The organism is Sphingomonas sp. PAMC26645, from assembly GCF_004795835.1.
In the GTDB taxonomy this organism is placed as follows: domain Bacteria; phylum Pseudomonadota; class Alphaproteobacteria; order Sphingomonadales; family Sphingomonadaceae; genus Sphingomonas.
This window is the reverse complement of the sequence record NZ_CP039249.1, coordinates 3388921-3404411: the sequence shown is the minus strand read 5'-3', so window position 1 is coordinate 3404411 and position 15491 is coordinate 3388921. Positions and strand designations below refer to the sequence as shown.

15 protein-coding genes are annotated in these 15491 nt (G+C 66.1%); 4 read left to right on the top strand and 11 right to left on the bottom strand.

Annotated elements, in window-relative coordinates:
• Positions 1 to 47: 47 nt before the first annotated feature.
• From E5673_RS15655 to E5673_RS15635, 6 genes are all read right to left on the bottom strand, one after another.
• On the bottom strand, positions 48 to 1343 hold the full coding sequence (locus E5673_RS15655) for a glycoside hydrolase family 130 protein (protein WP_136190727.1): 1296 nt from the start codon (positions 1341 to 1343) through the stop codon (positions 48 to 50).
• A 208-nt stretch (positions 1344 to 1551) separates the two neighbouring features.
• Positions 1552 to 1710, bottom strand: a complete 159-nt coding sequence (locus tag E5673_RS19735) for a hypothetical protein (protein ID WP_168711650.1) — start codon at positions 1708 to 1710, stop codon at positions 1552 to 1554.
• A 30-nt stretch (positions 1711 to 1740) separates the two neighbouring features.
• On the bottom strand, positions 1741 to 2475 hold the full coding sequence (locus E5673_RS15650; protein WP_136190726.1) for an EF-hand domain-containing protein: 735 nt from the start codon (positions 2473 to 2475) through the stop codon (positions 1741 to 1743).
• 77 nt (positions 2476 to 2552) lie between these two features.
• Complete coding sequence (locus E5673_RS15645) at positions 2553 to 3932, bottom strand: HAMP domain-containing sensor histidine kinase (RefSeq protein ID WP_136190725.1); 1380 nt, start codon at positions 3930 to 3932, stop codon at positions 2553 to 2555.
• Positions 3932 to 4654, bottom strand: a complete 723-nt coding sequence (locus tag E5673_RS15640; RefSeq protein ID WP_136190724.1) for a response regulator — start codon at positions 4652 to 4654, stop codon at positions 3932 to 3934. The genes E5673_RS15645 and E5673_RS15640 overlap by 1 nt, the downstream gene beginning before the upstream one ends.
• A 58-nt stretch (positions 4655 to 4712) precedes the next feature.
• Positions 4713 to 5621: a LysR family transcriptional regulator gene (locus E5673_RS15635; RefSeq protein WP_136190723.1), complete on the bottom strand. Its 909-nt coding sequence runs from the start codon at positions 5619 to 5621 to the stop codon at positions 4713 to 4715.
• A 95-nt stretch (positions 5622 to 5716) separates the two neighbouring features.
• Here E5673_RS15635 and E5673_RS15630 point away from each other — a divergent pair, with 95 nt between their 5' ends.
• Together E5673_RS15630 and E5673_RS15625 are read left to right on the top strand one after the other, a co-directional pair.
• Entirely contained in the window at positions 5717 to 6598 is an 882-nt protein-coding gene (locus E5673_RS15630) for an aldo/keto reductase family oxidoreductase (RefSeq protein ID WP_136190722.1), read from the top strand.
• A 39-nt stretch (positions 6599 to 6637) separates the two neighbouring features.
• The gene (locus E5673_RS15625) at positions 6638 to 6895 is read left to right on the top strand and encodes a hypothetical protein (protein WP_136190721.1); all 258 of its coding nucleotides are present in this window, start codon (positions 6638 to 6640) and stop codon (positions 6893 to 6895) included.
• Positions 6896 to 6908: 13 nt separating this feature from the next.
• Here E5673_RS15625 and E5673_RS15620 read toward each other — a convergent pair whose 3' ends face one another.
• Genes E5673_RS15620 through cysD form a run of 3 tightly spaced genes read right to left on the bottom strand, consistent with a single transcriptional unit; the run spans position 6909 to position 10512 of the window.
• Entirely contained in the window at positions 6909 to 7664 is a 756-nt protein-coding gene (locus E5673_RS15620) for a 3'(2'),5'-bisphosphate nucleotidase CysQ (protein WP_136190720.1), read from the bottom strand.
• Between the two features lie 5 nt (positions 7665 to 7669).
• The gene (cysN, locus tag E5673_RS15615; protein WP_136190719.1) at positions 7670 to 9607 is read right to left on the bottom strand and encodes a sulfate adenylyltransferase subunit CysN; all 1938 of its coding nucleotides are present in this window, start codon (positions 9605 to 9607) and stop codon (positions 7670 to 7672) included.
• Positions 9607 to 10512 carry a sulfate adenylyltransferase subunit CysD gene (gene cysD, locus E5673_RS15610; RefSeq protein ID WP_136190718.1) on the bottom strand — a complete coding sequence of 302 codons (906 nt, stop codon included), beginning with the start codon at positions 10510 to 10512 and terminating at the stop codon, positions 9607 to 9609. The genes cysN and cysD overlap by 1 nt, the downstream gene beginning before the upstream one ends.
• Before the next feature lie 232 nt (positions 10513 to 10744).
• Between cysD and E5673_RS15605 the strand changes: the two genes are divergently transcribed.
• On the top strand, positions 10745 to 11608 hold the full coding sequence (locus E5673_RS15605; RefSeq protein WP_247599696.1) for a CoA ester lyase: 864 nt from the start codon (positions 10745 to 10747) through the stop codon (positions 11606 to 11608).
• Positions 11609 to 11618: 10 nt separating this feature from the next.
• Here E5673_RS15605 and E5673_RS15600 read toward each other — a convergent pair whose 3' ends face one another.
• Both E5673_RS15600 and E5673_RS15595 read right to left on the bottom strand, forming a co-directional pair.
• The gene (locus E5673_RS15600) at positions 11619 to 12677 is read right to left on the bottom strand and encodes a CaiB/BaiF CoA-transferase family protein (RefSeq protein ID WP_136190716.1); all 1059 of its coding nucleotides are present in this window, start codon (positions 12675 to 12677) and stop codon (positions 11619 to 11621) included.
• A 78-nt stretch (positions 12678 to 12755) separates the two neighbouring features.
• Entirely contained in the window at positions 12756 to 14036 is a 1281-nt protein-coding gene (locus E5673_RS15595; protein ID WP_247599424.1) for an FAD-dependent oxidoreductase, read from the bottom strand.
• Between the two features lie 214 nt (positions 14037 to 14250).
• Here E5673_RS15595 and E5673_RS15590 point away from each other — a divergent pair, with 214 nt between their 5' ends.
• Positions 14251 to 15264 (top strand): sensor histidine kinase, encoded by a 1014-nt coding sequence (locus E5673_RS15590; protein ID WP_200910633.1) that lies wholly within the window; start codon positions 14251 to 14253, stop codon positions 15262 to 15264.
• Positions 15265 to 15491 lie beyond the last annotated feature (227 nt).

The following is a 15491-nucleotide window of genomic DNA, read 5'->3' as shown; positions in this document are numbered from 1 at the left end:
CGCCTTCGCGGGGAAACATGCTAGTGCCGACTGCCGATCGGCACGCGTCACGCCATCGCCGCAAGTAGCCGCCCGACATCCACCGTCGCGAACGAGGCGAAGTTGTCTGCCACCCCGAACGGCAGCAACAGCGTGCGATCGTGGACAATTCCGCCGCAGCTATACACGACGTTCGGCACATAACCGTCGCGTTCGGCCGGGCTCGGCACGATCAGCGGATCGGTCATCCTCGCGAGCAATTTGGTCGGGTCGGCCTTGTCGAGCAGGCACGCACCGATACAGTAATTGCGCACGCTCCCCACGCCGTAGGTCAGCACCAGCCAGCCTTCGTCGATCTCGATCGGCGATCCGCAATTGCCCATCTGGATGAACTCCCACGGCCATTTCGGCTCGACGATTTTCGTGCCGCCGTCCCAGGTCAGCAGGTCGTCCGACGTCAGGTACCAGATGTTCTCGTTATCCTGCCGTCCGAGCATCGCATATTGGCCGTCGATCTTGCGCGGGAACAACGCCATGCCTTTGGTCGCCGATACGGCGCCGCGCATCGGTTGCATCTCGAACGTCTTGAAATCCTCACCGCGCAGCAGTTCGCAGCGCGCTGCAGAGCCGCTGAACGCGGTATAGGTGCCAAGATACTGCACCTTGCCGGCGTCCTCGAACCGGACGAGGCGAAGGTCCTCGATCCCCTGATGCTGGCTCGGCAGGATCGGAAAGATCACTGTCTCCGACAATTCGCGACTGCCACCGCATTCCAGTCGGGTGGGACCGCCATCGGTTGCGCCCTGATCGGTCGGTGTGACCCGCGGTGGCACTGCGGTCTGGCTCGCGGGATCGACCGAGAAACCGTCGTCGGGCGACCAGCTCCCGGTGCGGAACGTGACCGACGAGACATGGCCTTCGCCGATCCCGCGTAGCGACAAGATGAAGCGCAGGCCGCCTTCGGGGGCGTTGGCTTGGTCGGGATCGAGCACCATGCTCGGGTTGAACAGCGCCGCCGCCTCGAACGAATATTCGCCGCTGAGATACGCGCCAATCAGCAGTTTCTGGTCGGTGTCGATTTCGCGCGGGTCCTTCAGCACCGCCATGATCTCGCCGAACCGGTGCAGGAGAAGCTCGTCGACATCGCGGTGGCGCTCGTCGAGCGACTCCATGACGCGGCGACGCTCGGCGCGAAGTTCGTCTGGCGAAAGCGACAGCACGCGACCGATCACGCGGGCTGCGCGGGGGTGGCCATCGACCTTGAACGCGCCGGGATATTCGATGTTGAACGGCCGGATGACGGTCCGCGAAGGGTCGGGTCGCAACTGGATATTGGAAAAGGCGACGAGTTCGGCATCGGCCATGGTCGGCTCCAAGTGACGCGCCGCCGTCGCGCCGGAACGGACGCCAGGACACCGCGGGGGGTACTTCGCACTGAACGCCGAAACCACCGCCTTGGCTACATGAATTCCCCGTCACGCGCGGCTGCCGAAACACCGCGGAAAACTTCGCCTGTCACACCGCCGGCTCGATCATTCGACGACCGGTGCACGAAGGACGCGGTATGCAGGCTCAACCATCACGACCCGGCAATTGTGCGATCGGCCGCCACATGCCGCGATCCCGGCACCGCGACGTAAAGGGCGAGCCGATCCAGCGCTCCGCCTGCCGGTGTTGCGGTGCGGCGATCGTCAAGTCCGCGGTCAGTCGTCGCTGGATTGTGTCGGGCATGCTCGGCTGATTCGACCGCCGCCCTTAGCGTCAGGGGTCGCGACGTTCCGGGGGCGGGGCGGTCGGTTCGTCCGAGCCGTTCCGCCACGTCTCGCCGCCCGCGCGTGGGAGTTCGCCGTGGGTCAGCGCGCCGTCATGGTTACGGTCGAGCGCGGCGAATCGCGTTGCCGCAGCCTTGGCAAACTCGCTCGCGTCGATACCGCGGTTGAGGTTCGCATCGGCGGCGATCACCGGCTCCGGCAAGTCGAAGAAGCCGTAGCGCGCGGCGCCGATGCGTTCATGGGCGGTGGCGGTGCTCTTCTTGCTGTCGCCATTGCCGAACTGCATGCCCTGGCCACCGGACCCGCCACTGCCTCGACCGCCACCGCCGCGTCCGCGTCCGCCACGGCCTCGCTCGCCACCCTCGGACCTTGGCCCACGTCCGCCAGACGCCACGCGGATCTCGGGGACCAGGACGTTTTCGTAGTAAGCGATGTCATCGGGATCGATCTCGCCGTCCTTGCCGCGATCGAGCACGGCGAAGAAACGCGCGGCATCATGCTGGAATTCGGCCCGCGTGATCCGCCCGTCGCCATCGGTATCTGCGCCCGCGAACCACAGATCCTGCGCCGCGCCCGGCTTCAGCGACGCGCGAAAGGGTTCGCCCATCGGGCTGATGAACAACTGGCCGCGGCCATGCGCCGGACCATGTCCGCCATGCGGTCGCGGGGTCTGCGTGGCACATCCGGCCAGTGCGGCGACGAGGCCGAAGTAAAGGATACGCATGCAATCTCCCGAGATGCCGTGATATTCGTCTGACACGGCGATCGTTGCCGCGATGTTTCGGCTGACCGTGGCCCAGTTCAGATCGGCAACGTCACCCGCGCGAGCAACCCGACGCCGGGGCGGTTCTCGATCGTCGCATCGCCGCCGTGCGCGCGCGCCACCGCGCGGACGCTGGCCAGACCAAGCCCGCTGCCGCCGGTATCGCGGTTGCGCGATTGCTCGGCACGGAAGAACGGCTCGAACGCGCGGGCAAGATCCGCTGGCGCCATGCCCGGTCCAGAGTCGCACACCTCGACGATCGCCACGCCACCTTCGCGGCGCACCTCCACTTCGGCATGGCCGGCATATTTGACCGCGTTGCCGACCAGGTTCGCGATCAGCGCCTTCAACGACGGCGCATCGCCCTCCAGCGCGAGCGGGTCGCCCGGATGCAACGCCACCGCATCGCCGCGATCGGCAAAGTCATCCGCGACGCTTTCGGCCAGCGACCGGAGATCGAGCCGCTGGCGGCGGACGTGCCGGGTCATGTCGCGGACGAATGCCATCGCCGAACCGATCCGCTCGCTCATCTCCTGGATGTCGCCCTCGCTTGCCGCACGGATATCCTCAGGCGCCTTTTCCAGCCGCAGCGACAACCGCATCAACGGCGTCCGCAGATCATGCGCAACCGCGGCGATTAGGGTCGTCCGATCCTCGACATAGCGGTTCAACCGCTCCTGCATCAGGTTGAACGCGGTCGCCGCCTCAGCGATCTCGGGAGGGCCGACGATCGGCAGCGGTTCGGCGCGCGGATCCCGTCCGAGACGCTCGGCGGCGGCGGCGAACAGCGCGATCGGCTTTACCACACGCCGTGCCATCACCCACGCCACCGCCGCGGCGACCACCATCGCAACCAGGAACCACAGCACGATCCGCATCCGCCAGGGGCCGATCGTGGTGTGCGTCGGCCGGATCACGCGCCAACGCCCGTTCGGCGTTTCGATCGACACGACGAACGGGCCGAACAGCGCATTGTCGAACGATTGCGGCAGATGCCCCGAACGGCCCATGCCGAGCGGCAGCGGCGGCCGGAGTGCGCCCGCGAACAGCGGCATCGCCGACCGCTCGGTCTCGACGGTCACCTTGGTTCGCGCCAGTCCCAGATCGGCGGCGATCGATTCGGCGAGCCTAGCGTCGCGCGGATTGTCGGTCAGGTGGGGTGGGCCGGTGGCAATCTCGACCTTGAGCTGCCCGGTCGGATCGCGCCCTGTCCGCGCGACCGCAGCGACGCGGTTGGCCGTGAAGATCTGCGGCCGCGGTGGCGGCATCAGCAACACGATCGCGAAGTTCAGGATTTGGACCAGCAGCACGGTCGTCAGCCCCAGCACGAAGATGCGCAGGAACATCGGCCATGACCGCTGAGGGGTGCGCCGGATCGGCTGGTCGATCCTGGCGACTCTGGCCGTTGGGTCGAGCATCACAGGCGCACCACGCGGGGAACGAAGAAATAGCCCTCGTTGCGGATCGTCCGGATGATCTCGTCGTCGTGCGAGCGCAGCTTGCGGCGCAAGCGGCTGACCTGCACGTCGATCGCGCGATCGAACGCGTCGGTGTCCGGCCCTCGCGCCGCCTCCAGCAACGCATCGCGCGCCAGCACCCGCCGTGGTCGCTCGACGAACGCGCGCAACACTGCGAACTCGCCGTCGGTCAGGTCGATCAGCGTGCCGTCGGGATCGAACAGCTCGTGCGCCGCGAAATCGACGCGCCAGCCGAGGAACCCGAACGCCCGGCTGTCGCCTGCATCGTGCATCTCGCGTGCCCGCAAAGCGGCGCGCACCGTCGCCAAAATCTCGCGCGGGCTGCACGGTTTGGACAGATAATGGCTCGCACCGATCTCCAGCCCCAGGATCCGGTCGGGCTCATCGCCCAGCGCGCTCAGCATCACCACCGGCGGCGCACCCGTCCGCGCCAGCCGACGGCACACCGACAGGCCGTCCTCACCGGGCATCATCACGTCGAGCAGGATCAGCGACACCGCACACCGTGCCAGCACACCGTCCATCTCCTGCGCATTCGTCGCGGTCTCGATCTGATAGCCATGCATGCCGAGACTCTCCGCCAGCAGCGTGCGGATCATGTGGTCGTCATCGACCACCAGCAGCACGGGTTTCGCAAGGTCGGGCACGGGACGTGGGATCATCCGCCGGTCCTGCCGCGTAAGTGTGTTCGAGATATTTCCGCGGACGGTCCGACGTGAGTCATTTCTCGGAGCGCCTGGCTGCAACGAAATCGATGAACGCGCGCAGTGGCGCCGGCAGATAGCGCCGTCCCGAATAATAGAGGAACGGACCCGAGAAGCGCTGCCACCACGGTTCCAGCGCCGGCACTAGCGCACCGCTGTCGAGATGCGGCTTCAGCCAATCCTCGAACAAATGGATGATGCCGGTTCCCGCCAGCGCTGCATCGACTGCGAGATCGGTGGCCGCGCCGACGCGGACGATCAGCGGTCCGCCGGGCTCGACCTTGACGATCTCGCCGTCGCGCTCGAACTCCCAGGGCATCATCGAGCCGCTTGAGAACTGGCCGCGGATACACGCGTGGTCGAGCAGGTCGCGGGGATGCACTGGCGTGCCGCGACGCGCGAGATAGTCGGGGGACGCCGCCGTCGCAAAGCGTTGCTCGCGCGGGCCGATCGGCACCGCGATCATGTCCAGTTCGAGCCGTTCGTCGTAGCGGATGCCGGCATCGCACCCCGCCGCGAGCATGTCGACGAAGCTGTCCTCGGCGATCACCTCCAACCGGATATCGGGGTAGGCGGCGAGGAACGCCGGTACGATCGCGGGCAGGACCAGCCGCGCGGCGCTGACCGGCACGTTCAGCCGCAACGGTCCCGCGGGCAAATCGCGATAGCCGTTGACGACATCCAGCGCCGCCTCGACTTCGGCAAGCGCAGGCCCGAGCCGGTCGAGCAGGCGCGCACCGGCCTCGGTCGGCGCCACGCTCCGCGTCGTCCGGTTGAGCAACCGTACGCCGAGCCGCGCCTCCAGTCGGCGAACCGCTTCGCTCAGCCCCGACGCACTGCCGCCGCTGATCCGTGCGCCATCCCTAAAGCCGCCCGCCCGCGCGACGGTCACGAACGCGGAGAGATCGCCTGCATCCACTGCCATTGTGCGTGCTCCCGTACAGCCCGTGCCGATACTGCCGCGTTATCGTAACAGCCAACGCGGTCCATATGAAGGTCACACTTCGAAAGGACCGGATCATGACCACGCACGACATTACCATTACCGCCCCGCTCGCAGGCCGCACCGTCAACCGTCTCGGCTACGGTGCCATGCAGCTCGCCGGCCCCGGCGTGTTCGGGCCGCCCAAGGATCACGACGCGGCGATTGCGGTCTTGCGTGCGGCGGTCGCGGCCGGCGTGGACCATATCGACACGAGCGACTTCTACGGCCCCCACGTCACCAATCGCCTGATCCGCGAGGCACTGCACCCATATCCAGACGACCTCATGATCGTCACGAAGATCGGTGCGCGGCGGGGACCTGAAGGCTCATGGGATCCTGCTTTCTCGGCGGCGGACCTGACCAGCGCGGTGCACGATAATCTCCGCAACCTGGGGTTGGAGACGCTCGATATCGTCAATCTGCGCGCGATGTTCGATGCGCATGGACCCGCCGAGGGCTCGATCGCCGAGCCGCTCGCGACGCTCGTCGATCTCCAGCGGCAGGGGTTGGTCCGTCATATCGGGCTCAGCAACGTCACGCCGACGCAGGTCGCGGAAGGGCGCGCGATGGCGACGATCGCCTGCGTGCAGAACCAGTATAATCTCGCGCACCGTGACGACGACGCGCTGATCGACGATCTGGCGGAGGCGGGGATCGCGTATGTCCCGTTCTTCCCGCTCGGTGGGTTCTCGCCGTTGCAGTCGACCGCGCTGTCGGACGTCGCGCGGGACCTGGACGCGACGCCGATGCAGGTCGCGCTCGCGTGGCTGTTGCAGCGTTCGCCGAACATCCTGCTGATCCCCGGCACGTCGTCGGTCGGTCATCTGCACGAGAATTTGGCGGCGGGGGACATCGTGTTGCCTGCCGACGCGATCGCCACGCTCGACCGGATCGGCATGGACGCTGCACTCGACTAAGCATTTCCGTCCGATCGCGCGGACGGCTAACGCAGCGTCATGGCCAAGAAACGCTACCTCACCGCGACGCTGCCCGACGGGTATGTGAAGACGATCGGCCCGACCGCGACGCCGTTCACGCATTATTGGCGGATCGTCGCGGTGCTGGCCAACGGCAAGACCGAAATCTTCTGGGGCCACACCAAGTTGCTCGTCGAGGCGAAGAAGAAGCGCAACGCACTTGCCGAGGCCGCGGCGCAACGTGGGTGGCAGCGCTATGACTTCGAGTTCGTCGAGCTGGTGGCCTGCGACGGCTGATATCGTCCGCCGTTCAGGCGGGCGGCAACGCCTTCACCAGGTCGAGCACTTGCCCCGCCAGCTCCATCCGACAGATCAGCAGGTCGGGCAGATACGGATCGGCGCAATTATAGACGAGCGGTGACCCATCGACGCGGCTGACATGCAGCCCGGCTGCCTGTGCGACCGCGATCGGTGCGCAATTGTCCCACTCATATTGCCCGCCGGTGTGGAGATAGATGTCCGCCTGGCCGCGGACCACTGCCATTGCCTTCGCGCCTGCCGAGCCCATCGGCACGAGCGTCGCCCCCAACGTCTCGGCGACCGCCATCGCTTCGCGTGCAGGCCGGCTGCGGCTGACCAGCATGCGAAGCGGGTTGCCCGCGGGTTCCAGCGGCTTCGGCGCACCCGAGGTAAGCGTCATCCCGAGCCCGGGCAGCGCCACAGCGCCCACGACGGCCACACCCTCGATTGCAAGCGCGACGTGCACCGCCCAGTCGGTCCGCCCTTCGCCATATTCGCGCGTGCCGTCGAGCGGATCGACGATCCACGCGCGGCGCACCGAACACCGATCGCCCGTATCCTTCTCTTCCTCGGACAGGATCGCGTCGTCGGGCCGCGCCGTGCGCAGCATCCGCATGAGGAAGGTATTGGCCTGCTCGTCGCCCGCCTTGCCAAGGTCCTTGCCCGTCAGCCCGCTGCTTTTCTGCAACGCGAGCAATATCTCGCCTGCCTCGGTGGCGAGGCGTTCGGCGAGACGGACGTCGCTTTCGATGACGGTGTTGGTCATGGGGCTCACTTGAGCGGCATGATCTGGCGGACGATGAACGCGGCGGCTTCGGCCGGTGTCATCTCGACCGTGTTGACTCGGATCTCCGCGTTCAGCGGCGCCTCGTAAGGGCTGTCGACCCCGGTAAAGTTCTTCAAATCGCCTGCCCGTGCTTTCTTGTAGAGACCCTTCACGTCGCGACCTTCCGCCACATCGAGCGGCGTGTCGACGAAGATCTCGATGAACTCGTCCGCCGGCAGCATCGCGCGCACCATGTCGCGCTCGGCACGGAACGGCGAGATGAACGCGGTGAGCACGATCAGCCCGGCGTCCGCCATCAGCTTGGCGACCTCGCCGACGCGCCGGATATTCTCGATCCGGTCCGCCTCGGTGAAGCCCAGATCCTTGTTCAGCCCGTGGCGGATGTTGTCGCCGTCGAGCAGGAAGGTGTGCCGGTTCATTAGGTTGAGTTGCTTCTCGACCTCGTTGGCGATCGTCGACTTGCCCGCACCCGACAACCCGGTGAACCACAGCACCGCCTGTTTCTGGTTCTTCAGCCCGGCATGCGCCTCGCGGCCGATGTCGGTCGCCTGCCAATGGACGTTCTGCGAGCGACGCAGGCTGAAATGGACCATCCCCGCCGCGACGGTCGCATTGGTGATCTTGTCGATCAGGATGAACCCGCCGAGCACCTTGTTCGGCGCCGCTCCCTCCTGCGCATAGGCCTCGAACACGATCGCGCGGTCCGTCGTGATTTCCGCGACGCCGATCGCGTTCAGCTCCAGCGTCTTCGTCGCAAGCCGTTCCATCGTGTTGACGTTGACCTGATATTTCGGCTCGCGCACCGTCGCCGACACCATCTGCGTGCCGAGTTTCAACCAATAGGAGCGGCCGACGATCAGCGGTTCGTCGTCCATCCAGACGATCGTCGTCTCGAACTGGTCGGCGGTTTCGGGCGGCGCGTCCGACGCCGCGATGACGTTGCCGCGCGAGCAGTCGATCTCGTCGGTGAACGATAGCGTGACCGACTGCCCCGCGACCGCCTCGTCGAGGTCGCCGTCGAGCGTCGTGATCCGGCTGATCGTCGAGGTTTTGCCGCCGGGCAGCACACGGATCGCGTCGCCCGGCTTGACCGTACCGGCCGCGATCTGGCCCGAGAAACCCCGGAAATCGAGGTTGGGGCGGTTGACCCACTGCACGCTCATGCGGAACGGCTTGGCCTGGTCGTCGTCGACATCGACGTCGACGGCTTCGAGATGCTCCATCAACGTCGGACCGGAATACCAGGGCATGGTTTCGGACCTGAGGGAGATGTTGTCGCCCTTGAAGCCCGAGATCGGCATCGGCGTGAACGCGGTAATGCCGATGCTCTTTGCGAACGCCGCATAGTCCGCGACGATCTCGTCGTAGCGCGCCTGGTCGTAGCCGATCAGGTCCATCTTGTTGACCGCGAGCACGAGGTTCCGGATGCCGATCAGGTGGGCCAGATAGCTGTGGCGCTTGGTCTGCGTCAGCACGCCCTTGCGCGCGTCGACCAGGATCACGGCGAGGTCGGCGGTCGAGGCGCCGGTCACCATGTTGCGGGTATATTGCTCGTGGCCGGGGGTGTCGGCGACGATGAACTTGCGCTTTTCGGTCGAGAAAAAGCGATAGGCGACGTCGATCGTGATGCCCTGTTCGCGCTCGGCGGCGAGCCCGTCGACGAGCAGCGCGAAGTCGATTTCGCCACCTTGCGTGCCGACCCGCTTGCTGTCCGCCTCAAGGGCGGCAAGCTGATCCTCGAAGATCATCTTGGAATCATAGAGCAGCCGGCCGATCAGCGTCGACTTGCCGTCATCGACCGAACCGCAGGTGATGAAGCGCAGCATCGTCTTGTTGCGATGCTGATCGAGATACGCGTCGATATCCTCGGCGATCAGCGCCTCGGTCTGATAGGCCGATTCCTGGATTGCGATGTCGCTCATCAGAAATACCCCTCCTGCTTCTTCTTCTCCATGCCCGCGCCGCCGGAATCCTTGTCGATCGCGCGGCCCTGGCGCTCGCTGGTCGTGGTCAACAGCGTCTCCTGGATGATCTCGGACAGCGTCGAGGCCGTACTCTCGACGGCACCCGTCAGCGGATAGCAGCCGAGCGTACGGAAACGGATCGATCGATCGACGGGCACCTCACCGGGTTCGAGGCGGAAGCGGTCGTCGTCGACCATCAGGAGCATGCCGTCGCGCTCGACCGTGGGGCGAACGCCCGCGTAATAGAGCGGCACGATCGGCACGTCGTTGAGTTGGATATATTGCCAGACGTCGAGCTCGGTCCAGTTCGAGATCGGGAACACCCGGATGCTCTCGCCCTTCGATTTGCGGGCGTTGTAGAGGTTCCACAATTCGGGGCGCTGGTTCTTCGGATCCCAGCCATGCGTTGCGGTACGGAACGAGATGATGCGTTCCTTCGCGCGCGATTTTTCCTCGTCGCGCCGCGCGCCACCGAACGCCGCGTCGAACCCGTGGAGGTTGAGCGCCTGCTTCAGCCCCTCGGTCTTCCACATGTCGGTGTGGAGTGCACCGTGATCGAACGGATTGATCCCGCGCCCGGCGGCTTCCGGGTTCTGGTAGACGAGCAGTTCCATGCCGCCTTCCGCCGCCATCCGGTCGCGCAACTTGTACATCTCCTGGAATTTCCAGGTCGTATCGACATGCAGCAGCGGGAAGGGCGGGGGCGAGGGGTAAAAAGCCTTGCGCGCGAGGTGCAGCATCACTGCCGAATCCTTGCCGACCGAATACAGCATCACCGGCTTGTCGGCCTCGGCGACGACTTCGCGCAGGATGTGGATCGCCTCCGCCTCGAGCCGTTCCAGATGGGTGAGTGTCTTCGCCATGATGTGTCTCCGCGGCGCCGTTTGCCCGGCGCAGGGCGGTGTCGGCAATCAATGCATTCTTCGGTCGGGGAACGCTTCGCTATCTCATGCCGCCAATGACGGCACTGCGCACCATGCACGATTTCGCGGCGAACCCTGCGCCGCAGTTGCCCGCCAGCGATCGACGCCGTACGCAACGCACCTGTTTCGATCCGTCTGGGACCATGCCGCCATGTCCGTTGCTTCGTTGAAAATGCGCTCCTGGTTGTTCGCGCCGGGCGACAGCGAGCGCAAGATGACCAAGGCGGTCGAGGGCAGCGCCGACATCGTTCTGTTCGATCTCGAAGACGCGGTGACGACCGAGAACAAGCCGCTCGCGCGCCAGACCGTCCACGACGTGCTGACCGCGCATGTCGCGCACCGCGCGCGGATGTGGGTGCGGGTCAATCCGCTCGACGGACCGTATACGCTGACCGATCTCGCCGCGATCATGCCAGCGCGTCCGGGCGGAATCATGCTGCCCAAGGTGGCTGGGCGGCAGGACGTTGAGCGGCTCGATCATTACCTGTCGGCGTTCGAGGCGGCGAACGGCATCGCGATCGGGTCGACCCCGGTGATCGTGCTGATCACCGAGACGGCGGAAGCGATGTTCCACACGGGAGACTATAAGGGCGCGCCTCGGGTGGTCGCGCTGACCTGGGGCGCGGAGGATCTGGCGGATTCGATCGGCGCGAGCGCGAACTGCAATCCGGATGGCAGCTACCGCTTCACCTATGAACTGGCGCGGTCGATGTGCCTGCTGGGTGCTGCGGCGGCGGGGGTCACCGCGATCGAGACGATCCAGGGGGACTTCCGCGATCTCGACACGCTGAAGACGCGCGCCGAGCAGGTCCGGCGTGACGGTTACCGCGGGATGCTTGCGATCCACCCGGCGCAGGTCGACGTGATCAACGCCGCCTTCACGCCGACCGAGGCGGAGATCGCCGAGGCGCAGGCGATCGTCGATCTGTTCGCGGCGAACCCCGGCGTCGGCACGATCGGCTACAAGGGTGGCATGCTCGACCGACCGTATCTGTCGCGCGCGGAGCATCTGTTGCGGCAGGTCGGGCGCGCGTGATCGGGGCGTGCTAGCCGACGCCCCATTCCGTCAGCAGCGCCGTGCCATCGGACGTGGGGGCGATCCGGCCCGGCGTGCGAGACAGGCGCGGGGCAGGGGTCGCCTGCCAGATGCCGTCGACGACGACACCGCGATCCGCCATGTGACGGTGCGTCGGCACCTCGTCGAGTTCCAGCACGGGTGCAAAGCAGGTGTCGGTGCCCTCCAGCGCATCGCACCAGTCGTGCCTCGACCGGGTCACGAACACTGCGGCGAAGCGTCGCGCGGTTTCGGGCCAGCGCTCGACGACCATCTGGTCCGCCGCGAGATCGGCGGGGAGCCCCAGCCGATCGAGCAGCTCGGCATAGAATTTCGGCTCGATCGCGCCGACCGAGACGTATCGCCCATCAGCGCAGGTGTAACACCGGTAGCACGGCGCCGCGCCACCGAGCAGGTTGCGGTCGCGGTCCATCGACATGACGCCGGCCGGGACCATTCCCGCGAATAGCGCCATCATCGACGAAACCCCGTCGACGATCGCCGCATCGACGACTTGCCCAAGCCCTGATCGCGCGCGTTCGAGTAGCGCCGCGAGGATACCGGTAACGAGATACAGCGACCCGCCGCCGAAATCGCCGATCAGGTTGAGCGGCGGCGGCGGCGGCGTTCCCGGCGCGCCGATCGCCGCGAGTGCGCCGCTGAGTGCGATGTAATTGAGATCGTGGCCCGCAACCTGCGCGAGCGGTCCGGTCTGTCCCCACCCGGTCATTCGCCCATAGACAAGCCGCGGGTTGCGCTTGAGCATCACGTCCGGGCCGAGGCCGAGCCGCTCCATTACGCCCGGTCGCAGCCCCTCGATCACGACGTCGGCGCGGTCCGTGATCGCAAGCGTCCGGTCTCGACCCTCCGGCGTGCGGATGTCGAGCGCAAGCCGCGCACGACCGCGGTCCAGCACGGGATTGCGAAAACCGCCGCCGACCCGCTCGATCCGCAGCACCTCCGCACCGAGATCCGACAACAGCATCGCCGCATGCGGGCCCGGCCCGATGCTGGCGAACTCGACGACCCGCAGGCCCGCCAGCGCAGTCATGCGCCGATACTCATCATTGCCATGCGATCCGATATCCGCGCTGTTCGGCTGCAAGGTGCGACCGATGCCGAACCGGAGTCAAGAAAGCGTCGGCGGGTCCAGCGGCACCATGTCCTTCAGCATGATGCCGGGGTCGGCGAGGATGGCCCGGTCGATCACCGCGCCGGCTTCCACCAGCTTGCGACCCTGAACGTAATCCTTGACCGCTCCCACGCAGTCCAGCGCGATGACACGGCCGTCGCGCAGGTACACGACCGAGAATTTGCGCGTCGCCAAATCGCCGCGCAGGACCGTGTCGTCATAGCCGATCGACAGTCCGACGGTCTGCAGCTTTAGGTCATACTGGTTCGACCAGAACCACGGCACCGCGTCATACACCGCTGGTTGGCCAACGATGTCCTTCGCCACGACGGTCGCCTGGTCGTTCGCATTCTGCACCGATTCGACACGCACTGCCGCGCCGCCGGCAAACCGGTTGGCGTGCAACGCGCAGTCGCCGATCGCATACACGTCCGGCACGCTCGTCCGGCATGCGCCATCGACGGCGACGCCGTTCCCACCCGCCGCACTAGCGTCGATCAGGGGCGCGACTTCGGGAAGGATGCCGATGCCGACGATCACCATGTCGGCGGCGATGACGGTGCCGTCCGCCAGCCGGACCCCGGTGACGCGGTCATCGCCAAGAATGCAGTCGACCGACTGCCTCAGCCGCACGTCGACGCCGTGCGCACGGTGCTCCGCCTCGAAGAAGCGCGACAAATCTTCGCCCGCGACACGCGCGAGTACTCGGTTGAGGGCTTCGAGCAGGATGACGGACTTGCCGAACTTGCGCAGCACCGCGGCGGCTTCGAGCCCGATATACCCGCCGCCGATCACGACCGCGGTCCCGACATCCGGCAGTTCGGCGATCATCCGGTCGGCGTCGGCGCGGTCGCGCACGGTGTGGACGCCGGTGAGATGATGGCCAGCGCAGGTCAGTCGTCTGGGCGTCCCGCCCGTCGCCCAGACCAACCGCCCATAGCCGATCGTCGTACCGTCCTCCGTCGTCGCGCTGTGATCGACCGGATCGACCGATACGACGCGCGATCCCAGCCGCAGATCTATGCGCTGTTCAGTCCAGAACGCCGCCTGTCGGATCAGGATACGGCCGAAGACCTTCTCGCCCGACAGATATTCTTTCGACAAGGGCGGCCGTTCATAGGGAAGCTCCGCCTCCTTGCCGACGATCAGGATCGATCCCTCGAAGCCGGTCTTGCGCAACGCGATCGCACACGCCGCTCCGCCGTGCCCGCCGCCGACGATGACGACATCGGCGAACACCGGCGTGTCCCGCGGCGCATCGCCTGTCATGCTGTCCATTTCGCTACCCTCGTTCACCTGGTGCCCGGTCGAGTAGCACGCCGATCTGCCCTCGTGGTGCGCATTCCTAGGGGCCATGTCGGATGACCTCAACTGCGGCCGCAGACCCGTGAATGCGGCGAACACCGTCACTTGCGCGAAGTTAACGTAAAGCGCGTGCGGTGTGTATTAGGCATCGTGGCCGGGCTCTGCGCTCGGACGGGGGATTGCCGAAGTGATTGCCGACGGAACTGCCGAAATACCCAAGGCCCATGCGTGGGACCCCGACCATCTGCGGCTTGCGGTCACCGCTGCGGGTGTCGCCCTGTGGGCATGGAACGTCGACACCGACGCCTTCACGATGGATGAGCGCGGCTTCGAGCTTTGGGGCCTCCCGTGGCGCGCCGAAGTCACGTTCGAGGAATTGTCGGCGCATATTCATCCGTCCGATCGCGACCGCGTCCACTCCGCCTTCGCCGCCACCCGCGCGGTACTCGGCAGCTACGAGACCGACTTCCGGATCATGATCGGCGAGGAGGTCCGCTGGATCTCCGCACGCGGCCAGGGCGAGGATGTCGGGATCGTCGGACGGACGATGTTCGGCATCTTCCTGGACGTTACCGGCCGCAAGCAGGCGGAGGAGGGCAACGAACTGCTCGCCGGCGAAATGAGCCACCGCGTCAAGAACCTGCTGGCGATCGCGAGCGGCCTGACCGCGATAACCTCGCGGACCGCACCCAATACGCAGGACATGGCGCGCGAACTGACCGAGCGCTTGAGTGCGCTGGGGCGGGCGCACGATCTCGTCCGACCATTGCCGGGCGGGCAGGGCGACGCGGCATTGCTTGGCGACCTGCTCTCGGTTTTGCTCGCACCCTATGACGACATGGGCGCCTTCAAGGGCCGCATCCGCGTCGCGGTCGAGCGCATGGGCGTCGGCGAGAATGCCGCGACCGGGCTGGGGCTGATCATCCACGAACTCGCGACCAACTCGATGAAATACGGCGCGCTGTCCGCACCGACCGGAACGCTCGACCTGTCCAGCACGGCGACCGACGACGAAGTGATCCTGACCTGGCTCGAACGCGGCGGTCCGGAAGTCGAAAGCCCGAATGCCGGGGAAGGCTTTGGCAGCAAGCTCGTCCGCCGTACCGTTGCCGGGCAGCTGGGGGGCTCGATCGCCTATGAATGGTCGACGGGCGGGGTGATCATCACGCTGACGATGCGGCGGGATCGGCTTTCGTCCTGACTGGCCTTCAACGCCCGGCCATGATCACCAGGATAGTAGTTTAGTACCTGATTCGGGTGCAGGAATACTGCGGAAACATCCGCGGTCCGATGGGTTATGTCTCTGGGCAATATGAGTTTCGGGTCTGCCGGAGCGCGAACTCCTTTGCCCGTGCGACCCTATCGTTTTTACCAGCGCGGAGCAGCGCGGGATATTCCCGCCGGCTTTGTCGTTTGAAGCCCCATCAT

Excerpts from the sequence above, each read along its gene's own strand:
- E5673_RS15625 (WP_136190721.1), top strand. The coding sequence starts at position 6,638 with ATGGCCAAGAAACGCTACCTCACCGCGACGCTGCCCGACGGGTATGTG.
- E5673_RS15640 (WP_136190724.1), bottom strand. The coding sequence starts at position 4,654 with ATGATCCCACGTCCCGTGCCCGACCTTGCGAAACCCGTGCTGCTGGTG.
- E5673_RS19735 (WP_168711650.1), bottom strand. The coding sequence starts at position 1,710 with ATGCCCGACACAATCCAGCGACGACTGACCGCGGACTTGACGATCGCC.
- E5673_RS15600 (WP_136190716.1), bottom strand. The coding sequence starts at position 12,677 with ATGACTGCGCTGGCGGGCCTGCGGGTCGTCGAGTTCGCCAGCATCGGG.
- E5673_RS15655 (WP_136190727.1), bottom strand. The coding sequence starts at position 1,343 with ATGGCCGATGCCGAACTCGTCGCCTTTTCCAATATCCAGTTGCGACCC.
- E5673_RS15635 (WP_136190723.1), bottom strand. The coding sequence starts at position 5,621 with ATGGCAGTGGATGCAGGCGATCTCTCCGCGTTCGTGACCGTCGCGCGG.
- E5673_RS15605 (WP_247599696.1), top strand. The coding sequence starts at position 10,745 with ATGCGCTCCTGGTTGTTCGCGCCGGGCGACAGCGAGCGCAAGATGACC.
- E5673_RS15645 (WP_136190725.1), bottom strand. The coding sequence starts at position 3,932 with ATGCTCGACCCAACGGCCAGAGTCGCCAGGATCGACCAGCCGATCCGG.
- E5673_RS15595 (WP_247599424.1), bottom strand. The coding sequence starts at position 14,036 with ATGGACAGCATGACAGGCGATGCGCCGCGGGACACGCCGGTGTTCGCC.
- E5673_RS15630 (WP_136190722.1), top strand. The coding sequence starts at position 5,717 with ATGACCACGCACGACATTACCATTACCGCCCCGCTCGCAGGCCGCACC.
- cysD (WP_136190718.1), bottom strand. The coding sequence starts at position 10,512 with ATGGCGAAGACACTCACCCATCTGGAACGGCTCGAGGCGGAGGCGATC.
- E5673_RS15620 (WP_136190720.1), bottom strand. The coding sequence starts at position 7,664 with ATGACCAACACCGTCATCGAAAGCGACGTCCGTCTCGCCGAACGCCTC.
- cysN (WP_136190719.1), bottom strand. The coding sequence starts at position 9,607 with ATGAGCGACATCGCAATCCAGGAATCGGCCTATCAGACCGAGGCGCTG.
- E5673_RS15650 (WP_136190726.1), bottom strand. The coding sequence starts at position 2,475 with ATGCGTATCCTTTACTTCGGCCTCGTCGCCGCACTGGCCGGATGTGCC.